Annotated in this window: 15 protein-coding genes and 1 other RNA gene; 7 read left to right on the top strand and 9 right to left on the bottom strand. The window is 62.3% G+C overall.

Annotated features, from left to right (window positions below; translation table 11 throughout):
* The first annotated feature begins 15 nt into the window (after window positions 1-15).
* The 5 genes from C4J93_RS19190 (at window position 16) to hemN (ending at window position 5519) form a co-directional block, all read left to right on the top strand.
* Window positions 16-555 (top strand): FixH family protein, encoded by a 540-nt coding sequence (locus C4J93_RS19190; protein WP_124371490.1) that lies wholly within the window; start codon window positions 16-18, stop codon window positions 553-555.
* Between the two features lie 123 nt (window positions 556-678).
* A complete protein-coding gene (locus C4J93_RS19195) occupies window positions 679-3123 on the top strand; it encodes a heavy metal translocating P-type ATPase (protein ID WP_124430219.1) in 2445 nt (814 codons plus the stop codon).
* A gap of 22 nt (window positions 3124-3145) precedes the next feature.
* A complete protein-coding gene (gene ccoS, locus C4J93_RS19200) occupies window positions 3146-3358 on the top strand; it encodes a cbb3-type cytochrome oxidase assembly protein CcoS (protein WP_124430220.1) in 213 nt (70 codons plus the stop codon).
* Complete coding sequence (locus C4J93_RS19205) at window positions 3351-4034, top strand: sulfite exporter TauE/SafE family protein (RefSeq protein ID WP_124430221.1); 684 nt, start codon at window positions 3351-3353, stop codon at window positions 4032-4034. Before ccoS ends, C4J93_RS19205 begins: the two co-directional genes overlap by 8 nt.
* A 102-nt stretch (window positions 4035-4136) precedes the next feature.
* Complete coding sequence (gene hemN / locus C4J93_RS19210; protein WP_124430222.1) at window positions 4137-5519, top strand: oxygen-independent coproporphyrinogen III oxidase; 1383 nt, start codon at window positions 4137-4139, stop codon at window positions 5517-5519.
* Here hemN and C4J93_RS19215 read toward each other — a convergent pair whose 3' ends face one another.
* A complete protein-coding gene (locus C4J93_RS19215) occupies window positions 5520-5990 on the bottom strand; it encodes a hypothetical protein (RefSeq protein ID WP_124371494.1) in 471 nt (156 codons plus the stop codon).
* A 151-nt stretch (window positions 5991-6141) separates the two neighbouring features.
* Here C4J93_RS19215 and fnr point away from each other — a divergent pair, with 151 nt between their 5' ends.
* Window positions 6142-6876, top strand: coding sequence for a fumarate/nitrate reduction transcriptional regulator Fnr (gene fnr / locus C4J93_RS19220; protein WP_124363895.1), 735 nt, complete (start codon window positions 6142-6144; stop codon window positions 6874-6876).
* A 78-nt stretch (window positions 6877-6954) separates the two neighbouring features.
* Window positions 6955-7503, top strand: a complete 549-nt coding sequence (locus C4J93_RS19225) for an adenine phosphoribosyltransferase (protein ID WP_124363896.1) — start codon at window positions 6955-6957, stop codon at window positions 7501-7503.
* 231 nt (window positions 7504-7734) lie between these two features.
* Here C4J93_RS19225 and recR read toward each other — a convergent pair whose 3' ends face one another.
* The 8 genes from recR to ffs all read right to left on the bottom strand — a co-directional run bounded on the left by recR (window position 7735) and on the right by ffs (window position 16115).
* Window positions 7735-8337, bottom strand: a complete 603-nt coding sequence (gene recR / locus C4J93_RS19230) for a recombination mediator RecR (protein ID WP_124363897.1) — start codon at window positions 8335-8337, stop codon at window positions 7735-7737.
* A gap of 66 nt (window positions 8338-8403) precedes the next feature.
* Window positions 8404-9438, bottom strand: a complete 1035-nt coding sequence (locus tag C4J93_RS19235) for an NADP-dependent oxidoreductase (RefSeq protein ID WP_124430223.1) — start codon at window positions 9436-9438, stop codon at window positions 8404-8406.
* 133 nt (window positions 9439-9571) lie between these two features.
* The gene (locus C4J93_RS19240) at window positions 9572-9910 is read right to left on the bottom strand and encodes a YbaB/EbfC family nucleoid-associated protein (protein ID WP_124363899.1); all 339 of its coding nucleotides are present in this window, start codon (window positions 9908-9910) and stop codon (window positions 9572-9574) included.
* Between the two features lie 43 nt (window positions 9911-9953).
* Window positions 9954-12017 (bottom strand): DNA polymerase III subunit gamma/tau, encoded by a 2064-nt coding sequence (gene dnaX / locus C4J93_RS19245; protein WP_124430224.1) that lies wholly within the window; start codon window positions 12015-12017, stop codon window positions 9954-9956.
* Between the two features lie 96 nt (window positions 12018-12113).
* Entirely contained in the window at window positions 12114-12704 is a 591-nt protein-coding gene (locus tag C4J93_RS19250; RefSeq protein WP_124430225.1) for a hypothetical protein, read from the bottom strand.
* Between the two features lies 1 nt (window position 12705).
* The gene (locus C4J93_RS19255) at window positions 12706-13752 is read right to left on the bottom strand and encodes an N-acetylmuramidase family protein (RefSeq protein ID WP_124430226.1); all 1047 of its coding nucleotides are present in this window, start codon (window positions 13750-13752) and stop codon (window positions 12706-12708) included.
* Between the two features lie 156 nt (window positions 13753-13908).
* On the bottom strand, window positions 13909-15870 hold the full coding sequence (locus tag C4J93_RS19260) for a hypothetical protein (RefSeq protein ID WP_124430227.1): 1962 nt from the start codon (window positions 15868-15870) through the stop codon (window positions 13909-13911).
* Between the two features lie 148 nt (window positions 15871-16018).
* Window positions 16019-16115, bottom strand: an RNA gene (gene ffs / locus C4J93_RS19265) — signal recognition particle sRNA small type.
* Between the last annotated feature and the right edge of the window lie 13 nt (window positions 16116-16128).

Genomic DNA, 16128 nt, shown 5'->3' on the forward strand with positions numbered 1-16128 from the left:
ACAGGGAACACGAGAATGCCCGTAACCACTGCCGCAAGCCCCTGGTACAAGCACCTCTGGCCCTGGATCATCATCGCGATCCTCGCCTGCTCAGTGACCCTGACCTTGTCCATGGTGACCATCGCGGTGAACCACCCGGACAACCTGGTCAACGACAACTATTACGAGGCCGGCAAAGGCATCAACCGCTCCCTGGACCGCGAACGCCTGGCCCAGACCCTGCAACTGCGCGGCAAGCTGCACCTGGACGCGCTGACCGGAGAAGTCGATCTGCACCTCACCGGCTACAGCAACCCGAACACCCTGGAGCTGAACCTGATCTCCCCGACCCAGCCGGCGAAGGATCGCAAGATCAACCTGACCCGCAGCGCCAGCGAACCGGGCCGCTACATCGGCCAGGTCACCGACAAGGTCGAAGGGCGCCGCTTCGTGGAACTGCTCGGCGTGGAAGGCGACAAGACCTGGCGCCTGTTTGAAGAAGAAGAGGTCAGCCACGACACAGACCTGCTGCTGGGCGATGAGCCGTTGCAAGGTGCCGAAGACCTGAAGAAGTAACTGATCATTCCCACGCTCCGCGTGGGAATGCAGCCCGTGGCGCTCAGCGCCATAAAAGCGGACGCAGAGCGTCCAGCGAGGCGTTACCACGCAGAGCGTGGGAACGATCTGAGATCCCGAACCATGATCACCCCCTGCTACCACTGCGCCCTGCCCGTCCCCTCCGGCAGCCGGTTCACCACACAAGTCCTCGGCGAGCGCCGCGAACTGTGCTGCCCGGGTTGCCAGGCGGTGGCCGAGGCGATTGTGGCGGGCGGGCTGGAAAGCTATTACCAGCACCGCAGCGAAGCCTCGGCCAACCCCGAAGCGCTGCCGGTGCAGCTTATCGATGAACTGGCGCTGTACGATCGCGCCGATGTGCAAAAGCCTTTCGTACGCCACACCGGCGAATTCGCCGAAGCCACCCTGCTCATGGAAGGCATCAGTTGCGCGGCCTGTGGCTGGTTGATCGAGAAACACCTGCGCAGCCTGCCCGCTGTGGCCGAGGCGCGGCTGAACCTGTCCAACCACCGGCTGCACGTGCGCTGGGCCGACGGGCAGTTACCGTTGAGCCAGGTGCTCAGTGAGCTGCGCCATATCGGCTATGCCGCCCATCCCTATCAAGCGGACCGTGCCGCCGAACAACTGGCCGGCGAGAATCGCCTGGCCCTGCGCCAACTGGGCGTTGCCGGGTTACTGTGGTTCCAGGCCATGATGGCGACCATGGCCACCTGGCCTGAATTCAATATCGACCTCAGCCCCGAGTTGCATGTCATCCTGCGCTGGGTCGCGATGTTTCTGACCACCCCCATCGTGTTCTACAGCTGTGCGCCGTTTTTCAAAGGGGCGCTGCGCGACCTGCGCACCCGCCACCTGACCATGGACGTGTCGGTGTCCCTGGCCATTGGCGGGGCTTATCTGGCGGGCATCTGGACCGCGATCACCGGCGTGGGCGAGTTGTACTTCGATGCGGTCGGCATGTTCGCGCTGTTCCTGCTGGCCGGCCGCTACCTGGAGCGACGTGCCCGCGAACGCACGGCCGCCGCCACCGCGCAGTTGGTCAACCTGCTGCCCGCCTCGTGCCTGCGCTTGACCGCGGACGGGCAGAGCGAACGCATCCTGCTCGGCGAACTGACCTTGGATGATCGGGTGCTGGTCCACCCTGGCGCGGTGTTGCCAGCGGATGGCGTGATTCTCGAAGGCCAATCCAGCGTCGACGAATCCCTGCTTACCGGCGAATACCTGCCGCAGCCCCGGCAGGTCGGCGATGCCGTCACCGCCGGCACGCTCAACGTCGAAGGCGCGCTGACCGTCCAAGTGCGTGCCTTGGGCCACGACACACGCCTGTCTGCCATCGTGCGCCTGCTGGAGCGTGCCCAGGCCGAAAAACCGCGCCTGGCGCAAATCGCCGACCGCGCCGCACAGTGGTTTCTGCTGGGCTCCCTGCTGGCGGCTGCGGTAATCGGCCTGGTGTGGTGGGAGCTCGATGCCTCCAGGGCGTTCTGGATTGTATTGGCCATGTTGGTAGCGACCTGCCCGTGCGCGCTGTCCCTGGCCACCCCCACCGCGCTCACCGCCGCCACCGGTACGCTGCACACCCTTGGCTTGCTGCTGACCCGTGGCCATGTGCTGGAAGGGCTCAACCAGATCGACACGGTGATTTTCGACAAGACCGGCACGCTCACCGAGGGACGCCTGGCGTTGAGGGCCATCCGGCCTCTGGGCGAGCTGGACAGCGAGCAGTGCCTGGGCCTCGCCGCCGCGCTGGAAAACCGCTCCGAACACCCGATTGCCCGCGCCTTCGGCCGTGCCCCCCTGGCTGCCGATGACGTTTTGAGCAGCCCCGGCCTGGGCCTGGAAGGCCGCGTGGGCGAACGCCTGATGCGCATTGGCCAAGCCGCTTTTGTCTGTGAACTCAGTGGCGCCCCCATCCCAACTTCACCAGACGAAGCCGGACAATGGCTGCTGTTGGGTGATCAACGCGGCGCGCTCGCCTGGTTCGTGCTCGACGACCGCCTGCGCAGCGATGCGCCAGCCCTGCTTGCCGCGTGCAAGGCGCGCGGCTGGCGCACGCTGCTGCTGTCGGGGGACAGCTCGCCGATGGTCGCCAGTGTCGCGTCTGAGCTGGGCATCGATGAAGCCCACGGCGGCCTGCGCCCCGACGACAAGCTGCAAGTGCTGCAACGCCTGCACCGGGAAGGCCGCAAGGTGCTGATGCTCGGCGACGGTGTCAACGATGTGCCGGTCCTGGCCGCTGCGGATATCAGCGTGGCGATGGGTTCGGCCACCGACCTGGCAAAAACCAGCGCCGACGCGGTGCTGTTGTCCAACCGCCTGGAGGCGTTGGTGCAGGCTTTTACCTTGGCGCGACGCACACGCCGGGTGATCATCGAAAACCTGCTGTGGGCAGGGCTGTACAATGGCCTGATGCTGCCGTTCGCGGCCCTGGGGTGGATCACCCCCATCTGGGCGGCCATCGGCATGTCCCTCAGCTCGTTGACGGTGGTGCTCAATGCCCTGCGCCTGACGCGCCTGCCCAGCGCGCAGGCCGCCAGTGCCCCCTTGATAAACCGCCCGCTGCCGGCTTGAACCGCGCGGGCATGGAGTGCAGATGCCAGCTCTATACGTGATGATTCCGGCGGCGCTGCTGTTAGTGGGCGTGGCCATCTACATTTTCTTCTGGGCCGTGGACAGCGGCCAGTACGAAGACCTCGACGGCCCGGCACACAGCGTGCTGTTCGACGATCAGGACCCGAATCACCTGGCCGCCGTCGACGAAGCCAACCGCATCGAGCAGCCGCCCAAAGAGCCGCCCCATGCTTGAGCTGGCGCCTTTGCTGGTTTCTGCGCTGATCCTCGGCCTGCTCGGCGGAGGCCATTGCCTGGGCATGTGCGGCGGCTTGATGGGGGCGCTGACCCTAGCCATTCCCCCTGAGCAGCGCAGCCGCCGGTTCCGCCTGCTGCTGGCCTACAACCTGGGGCGCATCCTCAGTTATGCCGCGGCGGGGTTGCTGATCGGCCTCGCCGGCTGGGCCGTGGCCAACAGCCCGGGGGCAATGTTCATGCGCGTGCTGGCGGGGTTGCTGCTGATCAGCATGGGCCTGTACCTGGCCGGTTGGTGGAGCGGCCTGACCCGCATCGAACGCCTCGGTCGCGGCCTGTGGCGGCATATCCAGCCAGTTGCCAACCGCTTGCTGCCGGTCTCAAGCCTGCCTCGCGCATTACTGCTGGGCGCGCTGTGGGGCTGGTTGCCGTGCGGGTTGGTCTACAGCACCCTGCTATGGGCCGCCAGCCAGGGCAATGCACTGGACAGCGCGTTGCTGATGCTGGCGTTCGGCCTAGGCACCTGGCCGGTGTTGCTGGCGACCGGGCTGGCCGCCGAACGTGTCACCGCGCTATTGCGCAAGCGCAGCGTGCGCATGGCCGGTGGTGTGCTGGTGGTGTTGTTCGGCCTCTGGACCTTGCCTGGGCCGCACCAGCACTGGCTGATGGGGCACTGACACGCCTGTGGCATAGCGCCGCTCCCCGTTGATGCAAATCAACATGCCCTCCCCACCCTGCCCCTAGACTCGGCCGACTAGCCAATCCGGGGGACCGCGCCCATGCTCGACGCCATTCGTTGGGACACAGATCTGATTCACCGCTACGACCTGGCGGGGCCGCGCTACACGTCCTACCCCACCGCCGTACAATTCGACAGCCAGGTCGGCTCCTTCGACCTGCTCCATGCGCTGCGCGACAGTCGCAAGGCCATACGGCCGTTATCGCTGTATGTGCACGTGCCGTTCTGCGCCAACATTTGCTACTACTGCGCCTGCAACAAGGTGATCACCAAGGACCGTGGCCGCGCCCAGGCCTACCTGCAACGCCTGATGCAAGAGATCCAGCAGGTGGCCTGCCACCTCGACCCGAAACAGCCGGTGGAGCAACTGCATCTGGGGGGCGGCACGCCGACCTTTCTCAGCCATGACGAGCTGCGCCAGGTGATGACCCACCTGCGCCAGCACTTCAATCTGCTGGAGGACGATTCGGGCGACTACGGCATCGAGATCGACCCTCGCGAAGCCGATTGGGCAACCATGGGCCTGCTCCGTGAACTGGGCTTCAACCGCGTCAGCGTCGGCCTGCAAGACCTCGACCCCGAGGTGCAACGGGCGGTCAATCGCCTGCAGAGCCTGGAAGAAACCCGCGCGGTGATCGACGCGGCGCGTACCCTGCAATTTCGCTCGATCAATATCGACCTGATCTACGGCCTGCCCAAGCAGTCGCCACTCAATTTTGCGCGCACCGTGGAGGAAGTCATCGGCCTGCAACCGGACCGTCTGTCGGTGTTCAACTACGCGCATTTGCCGGAACGCTTCATGCCGCAGCGGCGGATCCATACCGAAGACCTGCCCTCGCCGGCAGAAAAATTACTGATGCTGCAAACCACCATCGAGCAGTTGACCCAGGCGGGATATCGCTACATCGGCATGGATCATTTTGCGCTGCCGGATGACGAACTGGCCATCGCCCAGGAAGAAGGCACGCTACAACGCAATTTCCAGGGCTACACCACGCATGGGCATTGCGATTTGATTGGGCTGGGGGTTTCAGCGATCAGCCAGATCGGCGACCTTTATTGCCAGAACAGCAACGACCTCAACCAGTACCAGAACGCCTTGGCCGGTGCGCAACTGGCCACCAGTCGCGGCCTGATCTGTACCACCGACGACCGTCTGCGGCGGGACGTGATCCAGCAGTTGATCTGCCATTTCAGCCTGGAATTCGCGGGCATCGAGCAGAGGTTCAATATCGATTTTCGCGGCTATTTCGATGAGCTGTGGCCGCAGTTACAGATAATGGCCGCAGACGGCCTGATCGAGCTGGATGCCCGGGGCATCCGCGTGCTGCCGGCCGGGCGCCTGCTGGTGCGCTCGGTGTGCATGGTGTTCGATGCATACCTCGAGCACCAGAACCGGCAGCGGTTCTCGCGGGTGATCTGATTACATCGACAGCGAGGCGGCTTTCATCGAGTCCTCGGCACTCATGCCCTTCATCGACTTGGCCAGCGATGTCTGAGCGGACATCAGGCCCGCCTGCAGCGAACTGATTTCGCTCTGCAGCGCGCTGGTACGAGCGCGAGCCTCTTCAGGGGACAGGTTATTGGCGGCGGCTACCGCTGCCAGCTCGGCTTGTTTTTCGGCAATCTGTTGCTTCAACTGGCGGATCATTTTCAGTACCTGCTTGACGTTGTCGTCCAGGCCGCTGTCATCGATGTCCGAATTGCTGCTCTTGGCCGCGCCTGCAGCCTGGAAGGCAGCAGCGGAAATAGTCACGGTCACACCTTCAACCACTTTGGTTGGCGTGGTTTTTTCTTCAATCGCCGGTACCTTTTCGTCGGCCTCGCTCGCCGCCTTTGCATCAGGCACAAACGGGACGCGGACAGCAGGGTTGTAGGCACTGATAACAGACATGATCCGAGTTCCGTCTAATGGATGTGCCCCTGTATCGACCTCACGCGCAGAATCTTTAGACCGCCGACGGTTTCTCGTTGGCGCTGGCCTCGCCGCCCTCCAGTGCGTTACCCTTACGTCTTATGTGTGTTTTCCCACAAGGATTTAAGAAATGTCCGAGCCAGTTAAACAGCGCGCTCACGGCCAGGCCCACTGCAAGGATTGCAGCCTGGCCCCCCTCTGCCTGCCACTTTCATTGAATCTGGAAGACATGGATGCGCTGGACGACATCGTTAAACGCGGCCGCCCATTGAAAAAAGGCGAGTTTCTGTTTCGCCAGGGCGACAAGTTCGACTCGGTCTACGCAGTACGCTCAGGGGCGCTGAAGACGTTCAGCCTCAGCGATGGTGGCGAAGAGCAAATCACCGGTTTCCACTTGCCCAGCGAACTGGTCGGGCTGTCGGGGATGGACACTGAGATTCATCCGGTGTCGGCCCAGGCGTTGGAGACTACGTCGGTGTGTGAAATCCCCTTCGAGCGCCTGGATGAATTAGCCTTGCAACTGCCGCAATTGCGCCGTCAGTTGATGCGCGTGATGAGCCGTGAGATTCGTGACGATCAACAGATGATGCTGCTGTTGTCGAAAAAAACCGCCGACGAGCGCATCGCGACGTTCCTGGTCAACCTGTCGGCGCGTTTCCGCGCCCGCGGGTTTTCGGCCAACCAGTTCCGCCTGAGCATGTCGCGCAATGAAATCGGCAATTACCTGGGCCTCGCAGTGGAAACCGTGTCCCGCGTGTTTACCCGCTTCCAGCAAAATGCGCTGATTGCCGCCGAGGGCAAGGAAGTGCATATCCTCGACCCCATCCAGCTGTGCGCGCTGGCCGGCGGTTCCCTGGAAATGTGATCCAGGGCCTGCGGCCAAGCGAACCCGCGAGGCCGCAGGTATACTTCGAGTCCGTTTTCCGCCCAGGACTCTTCGACGATGACTTTCGATTCGTTCGACATCAAATCCCTGATCCGCCCCGTCATCGACTTCCCCAAGCCTGGGGTAATCTTCCGTGACATCACGCCATTGTTCCAATCACCCCGTGCCCTGCGCCTGGTCGCCGACAGCTTTGCCCAACGCTATGTCGAAGCCGATTTCAGCCATATCGGCGCGATGGATGCGCGCGGTTTCCTGATCGGCTCGATCATCGCCTACCAGCTCAACAAGCCACTGATCCTGTTTCGCAAGCAAGGCAAGCTGCCGGCCGACGTCCTGGCTGAGGGTTACCAGACCGAATATGGCGAAGCCTTCCTTGAAGTGCACGCCGACAGCCTGTGCGAAGGTGACTCGGTGCTGATGTTCGATGACTTGATCGCCACGGGCGGCACCCTGATTGCTGCGGCGAACCTGGTGCGGCGCATGGGCGCAAAAATCTTTGAAGCGGCGGCGATCATCGATTTGCCGGAGCTGGGTGGGTCGCAGCGCTTGGAAGACATGGGCATCCCGACGTTTTGCCTGACGCAGTTTGCCCTGACCGAGCGATAAGTAGTGCCCTCATTGGCCCCATCGGGGGCAAGCCCTAATGCCAGTCAGTTAAGCGTACACCGCCGTCTGTAGGAGCGAGCTTGCTCGCGAAAAACGTCAACGATAACGCGTGCTTTCTGAATGAACGCGGTGCCTGTGAGTTTTTCGCGAGCAAGCTCGCTCCTACGAAAAGCCTTAACTGACTGGCATTAGGGCAAGCCCCCCTCCCACATTGGGTATTTGCAGTGGTCGTTAGAGGGCGATCGGCTTACGACCGGCGAAAGAGTGCGCCAAGGTGCCGCCGTCGACCAGTTCAAGTTCTCCACCCAGGGGCACACCATGGGCGATTCGCGAGGTGATCAACCCTTTGTTGCTCAGCAATTGGGCGATGTAATGCGCCGTGGCTTCGCCCTCCACCGTCGGGTTGGTCGCCAGGATGATTTCGCTGAAGGTGCCCTGCTCTTCAATCCGCGCCACCAGTTGTGGGATGCCGATGGCTTCCGGCCCCAGGCCATCGAGCGGCGACAAATGGCCTTTGAGCACGAAATAACGCCCGCGGTAACCGGTTTGCTCCACCGCGTACACATCCATCGGCCCTTCCACTACGCACAGCAGGGTGTCGTCGCGACGGGGGTCGGCGCATTGCGGGCAGAGTTCTTCTTCGGTCAGGGTGCGGCATTGGCGACAGTGGCCTACGCCTTCCATGGCCTGGCTCAAGGCCTGGGCCAAACGGGTGCCGCCGCTGCGATCGCGCTCCAGCAGTTGCAGCGCCATGCGCTGGGCGGTTTTCTGGCCGACGCCCGGCAAGGTACGCAGGGCGTCGATCAGTTGGCGAATCAGGGGGCTGAAGCTCATGGGCGAAGGGTCCGACAAAACAACGAGACGCGGTTTATACCCGCGCCTCGGATTAGCGTCAAATGCTCAATCCTGTGCGACGCGCACCACCAACTTGCCGAAGTTGCGTCCCTCGATCAAACCGATAAAGGCTTCAGGTGCCTGCTCCAGGCCGTCGACCACGTCTTCGCGGAACTTGATCTTGCCATCGCGCACCCAAGGCGCCATGGCGCTCAGGAACTCGGGCTGGCGATCACCGTAGTCGTCAAACACGATAAAGCCCTGGATGCGCACACGCTTGGTCAGCAAGGTGCGTTGCAGCGCCGGCAGGCGATCCGGCCCGCTTGGCGCTTCATGGGCGTTATACCCGGCGATCAGCCCACAGAGCGGAATCCGCGCCTTGGGGTTGAGCAGCGGCAGCACGGCATCGAACACCTTGCCACCGACATTTTCATAGTAGATGTCCACGCCGCTGGAACAGGCCTGCGCCAGCTCGTTGGCGAAATCTGCGCCCTTGTGGTCGATACAGGCATCAAAGCCCAGCTCCTCCACCACGTAGCGGCACTTGTCCGCACCGCCAGCAACCCCCACTACGCGCAAACCCTTGAGTTTGGCGACCTGGCCCACCACCGAGCCCACCGCACCGGAGGCAGCCGCCACGACCAGGGTTTCACCGGCCTTGGGCTGGCCGATGTCCATCAGGCCCATGTAGGCGGTCATGCCTGGCATGCCCAGCACACCCAAAGCCATCGATGGGCTCGCCAAGCCGTCGGGCACCGGCATCAGGTTGCGGCCATCGCTGATGCTATGACTTTGCCAGCCGGTGGAGCCCACGACGAGGTCGCCCACTTCGAATTTCGGATGGCGTGATTGCTCGATGCGGCTGACAGCGCCACCGGTCATCACCTCGTCGATTTCCACCGGCGCGGCGTAGGACGGCGCGTCGCTCATGCGTCCGCGCATGTAGGGGTCCAGGGACAGGTAGAGCGTCTTGAGCAGCACCTGGCCGTCCTCCAGCTCTGGCAGGGTTACCCGTTCGAGGCGGAAATTTTCCGGGGTCGGCGCGCCTTGAGGGCGTGAAACCAGGACGATGCGTTGGTTGAGCGTCGGTTCTTGAGGCATCAGGGGCTCCTTAGCGAATGCATGCGTATAGGGTGCAGACCCTGATTGTTGCGCCAGGGTTCAGAACCAATAGGCACATACAAAAATGCCAGGCACAAGGCCTGGCATTCGGGTGCAGCGCAAAGCCGGTCAATCAGAACGGCAGCTTCATACCCGGTGGCAGTTGCATGCCAGCGGTCACGCCGCCCATTTTTTCCTGGCTGTTGGCTTCGATCTTGCGCACGGCGTCGTTGACGGCAGCGGCGAACAAGTCTTCCAGCACTTCGCGGTCGTCATCGCTGACGCCCTCGAGCAGGCTGGGGTCGATGCTGACGCGCTTGATGTCGTGACGACCGGTCATCACCACGCTGACCATATCGCCACCGGCTTTACCGGTGACTTCGGCGTTGGCCAGTTCTTCCTGCATCTTGGCCATCTTTTCCTGCATCTGCTGCGCCTGCTTCATCAGGCCGGCCATGCCACCTTTCATCATGGGAATTACCTCAAAAGTACGTGGATCAAATTAGTCGCCCGGTTCATGACGCCTGGGGCGCCGGGGCTTCGACAGGTTCAATAGTATCGTGACGGACGACCGCACCGAACTGTTGCATCATTTGTTGGATAAGCGGATCAGCCTGGATCGACGCCTCGGCGTCGCGCTGGCGGTTCAGGCGCCGACGCGTCGCAGCCTGGGCCGGGGTTTCCTGCTCGGGCTTGATCAACTCGATGGCGATGGTCAGCGTGCGCCCATGGTACTGGTTGAGCGCATCGTTGAGCCGGCGCTGCTGAGTGGCATTGAACAAGGCGCTGTGGGCCGGGTCCAGGTGCAGCAGCCAGTGGTCGCCGTCGATGCTAATCAACGTGCAGTTGGCCGCGATACTGGCGGTCATGCCGGAGATCGGCAATTTTGGAAACAATTCCAGCCATTGCAGGGCCAGGCCGGTGGCCGGGGCGGCGGCAGGCTCCGCCTCCGGCTCGGGGGCCGGCTCGGCGGTGTGTTCGCTGGCAAGTTCGTCCAGGTAGCTGTAGGCCGAATCCATGTCCGGCTCGATGTAGTCCTCGTCCAGCGGCGGTTCGTCGTCGAGGTCGATGCCGGGGGTGGCCGCCTCAACCTGGGCGACAGTCGGCTCGGGCACAGGCGCGGATACCCACTCCGGCGCATCCGGCACCACGCTGTCCGGGGTCGGCGTGGGCATGGGCGTCAATTCCGGCTGCTCACCAGTGGTGTCCAGCACCGGCTCCACGGCGGGCTGTTGCTCGGGCTCGACGGGCGCTTCAACCGGGTCATTCCAGGGCAGATCGACCACCGGGGCGACTTGCGGCTCAGGCTCTGGTTCTGGCTCGATAACCGCTTCAGGCGCGGCCACCGGGGCGGCCACCACAGGCTCGGGAACCGCTGCGGGCGCAGCCACTACTGGCGCAACCACCGCCGCGCCAGCCACTGGTTTGGCGGAATCAACTGTGGCCTGGCTGATCCCCACTGGCTTTAGCGGCTGTCTCGGCGCATCCGCCGAGTCGGCGGGCCGGAAGGCCAGCATCCGCAGCAGCACCATCTCGAAGCCCCCTCGCGGGTCCGGCGCCAGGGGCAGGTCACGGCGGCCGATCAGGCCCATCTGGTAATAGAACTGCACATCTTCGGCCGGCAGCGCCTGGGCAAGCGCCAACACGCGGTCGCGGTCGCCATGGCCGTTATCGACACCCTCAGGCAATGCCTGGGCGATGGCGACGCGGTGCAGCACATTGAGGATTTCCGAGAGCACACCGTTCCAGTCCGGGCCCTGCTCGGACAAGTGGCGCACGGCTTCGAGCAACGCCTTGGCGTCGCCCTCGATCAGCGCGTGCAGCACGTCGAACACCTGGCCGTGGTCCAGCGTGCCGAGCATGGCGCGCACATCGGCGGCCAGGACCTTGCCTTCTCCGAAGGCGATGGCCTGGTCGGTGAGGCTCATGGCATCACGCATCGAGCCATCGGCAGCGCGGCCAAGCAGCCACAGCGCGTCGTCTTCGAACGGTACATTCTCGACGCCCAGCACGTGGGTCAGATGCTCGACCACCCGCTCAGGGGTCATGTTCTTCAGGGAGAACTGCAGGCACCGCGACAAAATCGTCGCAGGAAGTTTCTGCGGGTCGGTGGTGGCCAGGATGAATTTGACGTAGGGCGGCGGCTCTTCCAGGGTTTTCAACAGCGCGTTGAAGGAATGGCTGGACAGCATGTGCACTTCGTCGATCAGGTAGACCTTGAAGCGGCCACGGCTCGGCGCGTACTGCACGTTGTCGAGCAGCTCGCGAGTGTCTTCGACCTTGGTGCGGCTCGCGGCGTCGATCTCGATCAGGTCGACGAAACGCCCTTCGTCGATCTCGCGGCACACCGAACAGGTGCCGCAAGGGGTCGATGTGATACCGGTTTCACAATTCAGGCATTTGGCGATGATGCGCGCAATCGTGGTCTTGCCCACCCCGCGGGTACCGGTGAACAGGTAGGCGTGGTGCAGCCGCTGGCTGTCCAAGGCATTGATCAGAGCCTTGAGCACATGGGTCTGGCCGACCATTTCGCGGAACGAGCGCGGGCGCCATTTACGTGCAAGAACCTGATAACTCATCGAAAACCGTCGCAACTGGGAAGCGGAAGCCGGTAATGCTAGCGGAGCAGGGGGGAAATTGCATCCGGCACGCTCATAAAGTCGCCTCCCGCCGGTTTAAATCTTCGGCGCCACCAACCGTGCGTACTGCTCCTGGCTGATCCAGCCCGTGAACGAACGGTCATCGGCATTGATGAACTCGACCTGCGCCCAGCCGTCCTTGAAGGCCAGCACCCCCACCACATCATTCTTGACGATGTAGGGTCGCTTGGCGGCTTTGGCACCCGGGGCTTTCAACAGGTAAGCCTTGTCGGCCGACACCGTCACCAGGCCGATCCATTTTTTCCTGGCGGTCTGGCTCAACTCCAGGCCCGTCGCAATCTCTGGCATCAACACATTGATGCAACCAGGATGCTGGCGGCCTTGCGCCACGGTCAGGCTCACGCCGTCGGACGCCGCTGCCACGCTGCCGGGATACGCCACGTCGAGCCAGGTGGTCAGCGCCTCGGGCGTGCCCTGCAGAAAAAACCTGCAGCCCCGCGTCACGCCCTCGCCCAGGCTTTCCGAGTAAAACCCTTCGACCTGCTGCTGCGGCGTCACTGCCAGCATCAGCCCTTCGTACTTACCCGAATGCAACGCGGCCGAGCCTGCCAGGGCCGGCACCACGGCGCACAGCGACAACACACCTACCGCCAGAAAACGAATCATCTTATTTCTTCCCTTCCAGTAGGTCGTAGGCCTGCTTCATCAGCACGTCGTAGTTGCCATAGTCCTCGCCGTTATAGTTGCGGGCCATGGCGGTAAAGTCCTTGTTTTTCATCGCACTCATCAACGCGGTATTTTTGCCGCAAAGGGCCAGGTAGGCCTTGAGCTGATTGCCGGCATTCACTTTCATTGACGCCACGAACTCAAATACCGTCTTGAACCCGCACGACGCAAAATTGAACCCCATGATCTGGAACATGCCCCACGAGGCCGACATCAACGCTGCTTCCTGGTCGAGTGCGAACGCAGTGGCCATGGTTTCCCAGGCTTTGACCTGATCCTTGTTGTTGGCCTGCCACTGCGGGCCGGCTTTTTTCTTGTAGATGTACGACAGCAGCGGGTGCGCCTGGTCGTAGATGTGCTTGGTGTATTTGCGAAATTGATGGCCTTCGAAGGCGATGATCGGCAACTTGGCCGGCCCGAAGCCCACCTTCCCGCCCGACTCCACGGTGGCGAATGCCTTGATGACATTCACCGAGATCCCATTGCCCAGCTGCTTGGCAGCGTTCTGGAAGTCCGTTTCGCTCAGCGTCGCGCCACCGTCGCAGGTGGCTTGCATCATCAGCTGCCGGTTACGCCGTTCGGCCTCGATCACCGCGCGCACCTGGTTGAGGTAGACATTGACCGTGGCCTGCACCGCATCGGCATTGTTATTGCCGAAAGCGTTGAGAAAGCTCGGAATACGCATGCTCGGGAAGGCCTGCACCGGCACCTTCACCGCCTCTTCGATCAAGCTGTTGAAGGTGCGCCCGGTGGGGTCGATGACGCCATCGGGGTGGGCATATTTGAGATGACGGAACTGGTACTGGCTGATGCACTGCACCAACTGGCCGTCGCATTTGCCGTTTTCGGGCAGGGGGAAACCCATTTTGGGGATGATCAGGTTGAATAAATACTGGATGCACTGAACATCGGCAGGCAAGTTGCGAGCTTTACCGGGCGCGCCGACCGAGGCACTGATAAGACGAGGCAACCCTTGCAGGCTTTTCATGACAGACATCCTTGTGAGTTAAAGAAGTGAGAGCACTTCAATATCGATCCGCGCCGTTGGCATATGCTGAAACAAGCAGCCGGCGCACGCTAACAAGGTGGTTTGGGGTTGTCCAGAGGGGGTTTGGAAAGTTGTGAATCAGCCAGGGTAAATCACTCAGTAGCCATGCACGTCACGGGTCTTCTGGTACTGGTGGTAGTCGATCCACTCGACCACGTCATAGGGCAGATAAAGCTGCGTTGTGGCCCGGGAAATGGCGATATACACCGCGCACAGGCGCTGATCGAACGCATAGGCGTCCTTGAATTTCACATTGGTCAACAGCTCAGGTGTGAGCAACACCTGATCGAATTCCATGCCGCCAGCGTCCTGGGCCAGCATCAATAAACAGCGCTCGCCCGGATGGCCGCTCAGCCTGTTCAAGCGGGTCACGTCGGCGACGTTGAAGCCTTTTTCCAGCTCGGCCTCGACCCACAGGAATGCCTCATCGAACCGGCACGCGTCGCGCACTTGCTGCCAGTCGGCCAGATCGCTGAAAAACGGATGGGGCCCGCGGTCACTGTGCTCGCTGCCATAGAACTCTGGCTTGAACAGCGCGATGACGGTGTCCATGAAGTGCTTGAGGTCCTGCTGCGCCTCATTGCTGGGAAAGGCACAGGCACAACGCTCTTCGCTCAGTTGGATGAGCCATTTCATGGTGTCCCAGTGGGACGCGGTCAGCACCACGCAGCCGGGTGGCGGTACGAAGCCTTGGGGATACAGCTCGATACCGACATCAGCGTCCCGCGCGCCTTCGAAGAGCACCTTGCTTTTCTCGGAGTGCTGGCTGATCAGCGGATTGACCAGGCGCTCGACATTGCGCCCGGAACGCACGGAGTAGCTCACCTGCGTGTGGCGAACCTCACGGGCACGCCTGACCATCACCCCGCTGGCCTGCTGATACTCATCGCCCAGGGTAATCAGCACCTGGCGACCGCGCTCGATGATTTGCAGCAAGGGCGCCGGAATGTCCTGGCTCTCGTCAATCAGCACATGGGTATAGCGATCAGGCACCACACTGCCCGCCAGGCTTGCGCGCTTGATCATCAACAAGGCTTCGAACCCGGTGTGGCTGCTCCAGGCCGCATTCGCCTCCAGGTAGCCCCATAACCGGCTGGAATATTCGACCAACGCCTGGGCATCGACAGAGGACAACGGTTGCTTGAAATGCGGCAGATGCTTGGCCGACAGGCTGTAATCCCAGGAGCGGCAGTAGCTTTCAAGCACCTTGAGGCACACATCCAGCACCGCCTGCCCTTCCAGGCGACGAAAACCGAAGATGTTCAATTGCTGGGCCAGTGCCTGTTTGCTCGGGACGCGCACTTGCGTATTCACCGGCTGCGGCCTGGGGCCATGCAACAAGGCATGCGCGAACGCCTGGAAGGTGTGCCCGGCCTTTCGCTCCCGCGTGCCCACCATGCGTGCGCGCAGGGTCTCGAGCTTGGCCGGCGTACGTGCCAGCAGCAGGGTCTTTTCGGGGCGCAAGTGCTCCATCAGCGCCACCAGCAGGTGACTCTTGCCAATGCCGGCGTACCCCTGGACGTGCAGGTCTTCGTTCAGGTTGGCGCGAAAGGTCCTGACCAGTTTGTCCTGCTCGGCACTCAACCAGCGCTCGCGGTGCCTGGGCGTGACCATCTGCTGGCGGAACGGGTTGTTGGCCTTGAGGTGACGAACTTTGTATTCGACGTCCCATTTTCCGTCGGGCAACAGGTAGGTTCGCGCCAGGACTTCATCGGCCAGCAGAAAACGCAACTTCAGGCTCTTGACCACATTCAGGCCGAAGTACAGCTTGCGTGGGTCAAACAGCCGCTGCGCTTCCGACAGCAAGCTCACGGCAGCTGAATGCCTGGCATCCACCGCCCAGCCAATGAGCTTGGCCAGCACCCGTTCAGCGCCCACCGCGCTCAATTCGTTTTCCGGCATTTGCGCAAGATTCTGGATCACCAGCACCGCTGCCAGCTCTGGCTCGCTCAGGGCTACGAGCGCATTGGCAGCGTCGGCGCCCAGCAAACCCGCACAGGTTTCATCCGTGATCGGCAGGAATACAGGGCTGGATAGATCAAAATGTTCCGAATGCATACGGCCTCATAGCCAGGGGAGAAACGCTTGGGAGTATGCCACTCGCGGTGAAATAGCCGTCATGAACTGTGCAACAAGCGTCACAGATGATTGGCTGGGGATATGGATTCAGAGAAGGGTATTACAGGAAGGAGCGTTATGGAGGCAACCCCACCAGCCACACCCCGGCACACAATGTTCCCGCTGTGGCTGCTGCCTTCCGGCTCTGACCAGGTTCACGGGTAATCGTTGCGGGGGGACCGATGGGGTCACCATAAC

Origin of the sequence: Pseudomonas sp. R2-37-08W, assembly GCF_003851705.1 — a bacterium.
Lineage (GTDB): Bacteria > Pseudomonadota > Gammaproteobacteria > Pseudomonadales > Pseudomonadaceae > Aquipseudomonas.

Coding starts and splice junctions, on each gene's coding strand:
- C4J93_RS19190 (WP_124371490.1), top strand. CDS start 16: ATGCCCGTAACCACTGCCGCAAGCCCCTGGTACAAGCACCTCTGGCCC.
- C4J93_RS19195 (WP_124430219.1), top strand. CDS start 679: ATGATCACCCCCTGCTACCACTGCGCCCTGCCCGTCCCCTCCGGCAGC.
- ccoS (WP_124430220.1), top strand. CDS start 3,146: ATGCCAGCTCTATACGTGATGATTCCGGCGGCGCTGCTGTTAGTGGGC.
- C4J93_RS19205 (WP_124430221.1), top strand. CDS start 3,351: ATGCTTGAGCTGGCGCCTTTGCTGGTTTCTGCGCTGATCCTCGGCCTG.
- hemN (WP_124430222.1), top strand. CDS start 4,137: ATGCTCGACGCCATTCGTTGGGACACAGATCTGATTCACCGCTACGAC.
- C4J93_RS19215 (WP_124371494.1), bottom strand. CDS start 5,990: ATGTCTGTTATCAGTGCCTACAACCCTGCTGTCCGCGTCCCGTTTGTG.
- fnr (WP_124363895.1), top strand. CDS start 6,142: ATGTCCGAGCCAGTTAAACAGCGCGCTCACGGCCAGGCCCACTGCAAG.
- C4J93_RS19225 (WP_124363896.1), top strand. CDS start 6,955: ATGACTTTCGATTCGTTCGACATCAAATCCCTGATCCGCCCCGTCATC.
- recR (WP_124363897.1), bottom strand. CDS start 8,337: ATGAGCTTCAGCCCCCTGATTCGCCAACTGATCGACGCCCTGCGTACC.
- C4J93_RS19235 (WP_124430223.1), bottom strand. CDS start 9,438: ATGCCTCAAGAACCGACGCTCAACCAACGCATCGTCCTGGTTTCACGC.
- C4J93_RS19240 (WP_124363899.1), bottom strand. CDS start 9,910: ATGATGAAAGGTGGCATGGCCGGCCTGATGAAGCAGGCGCAGCAGATG.
- dnaX (WP_124430224.1), bottom strand. CDS start 12,017: ATGAGTTATCAGGTTCTTGCACGTAAATGGCGCCCGCGCTCGTTCCGC.
- C4J93_RS19250 (WP_124430225.1), bottom strand. CDS start 12,704: ATGATTCGTTTTCTGGCGGTAGGTGTGTTGTCGCTGTGCGCCGTGGTG.
- C4J93_RS19255 (WP_124430226.1), bottom strand. CDS start 13,752: ATGAAAAGCCTGCAAGGGTTGCCTCGTCTTATCAGTGCCTCGGTCGGC.
- C4J93_RS19260 (WP_124430227.1), bottom strand. CDS start 15,870: ATGCATTCGGAACATTTTGATCTATCCAGCCCTGTATTCCTGCCGATC.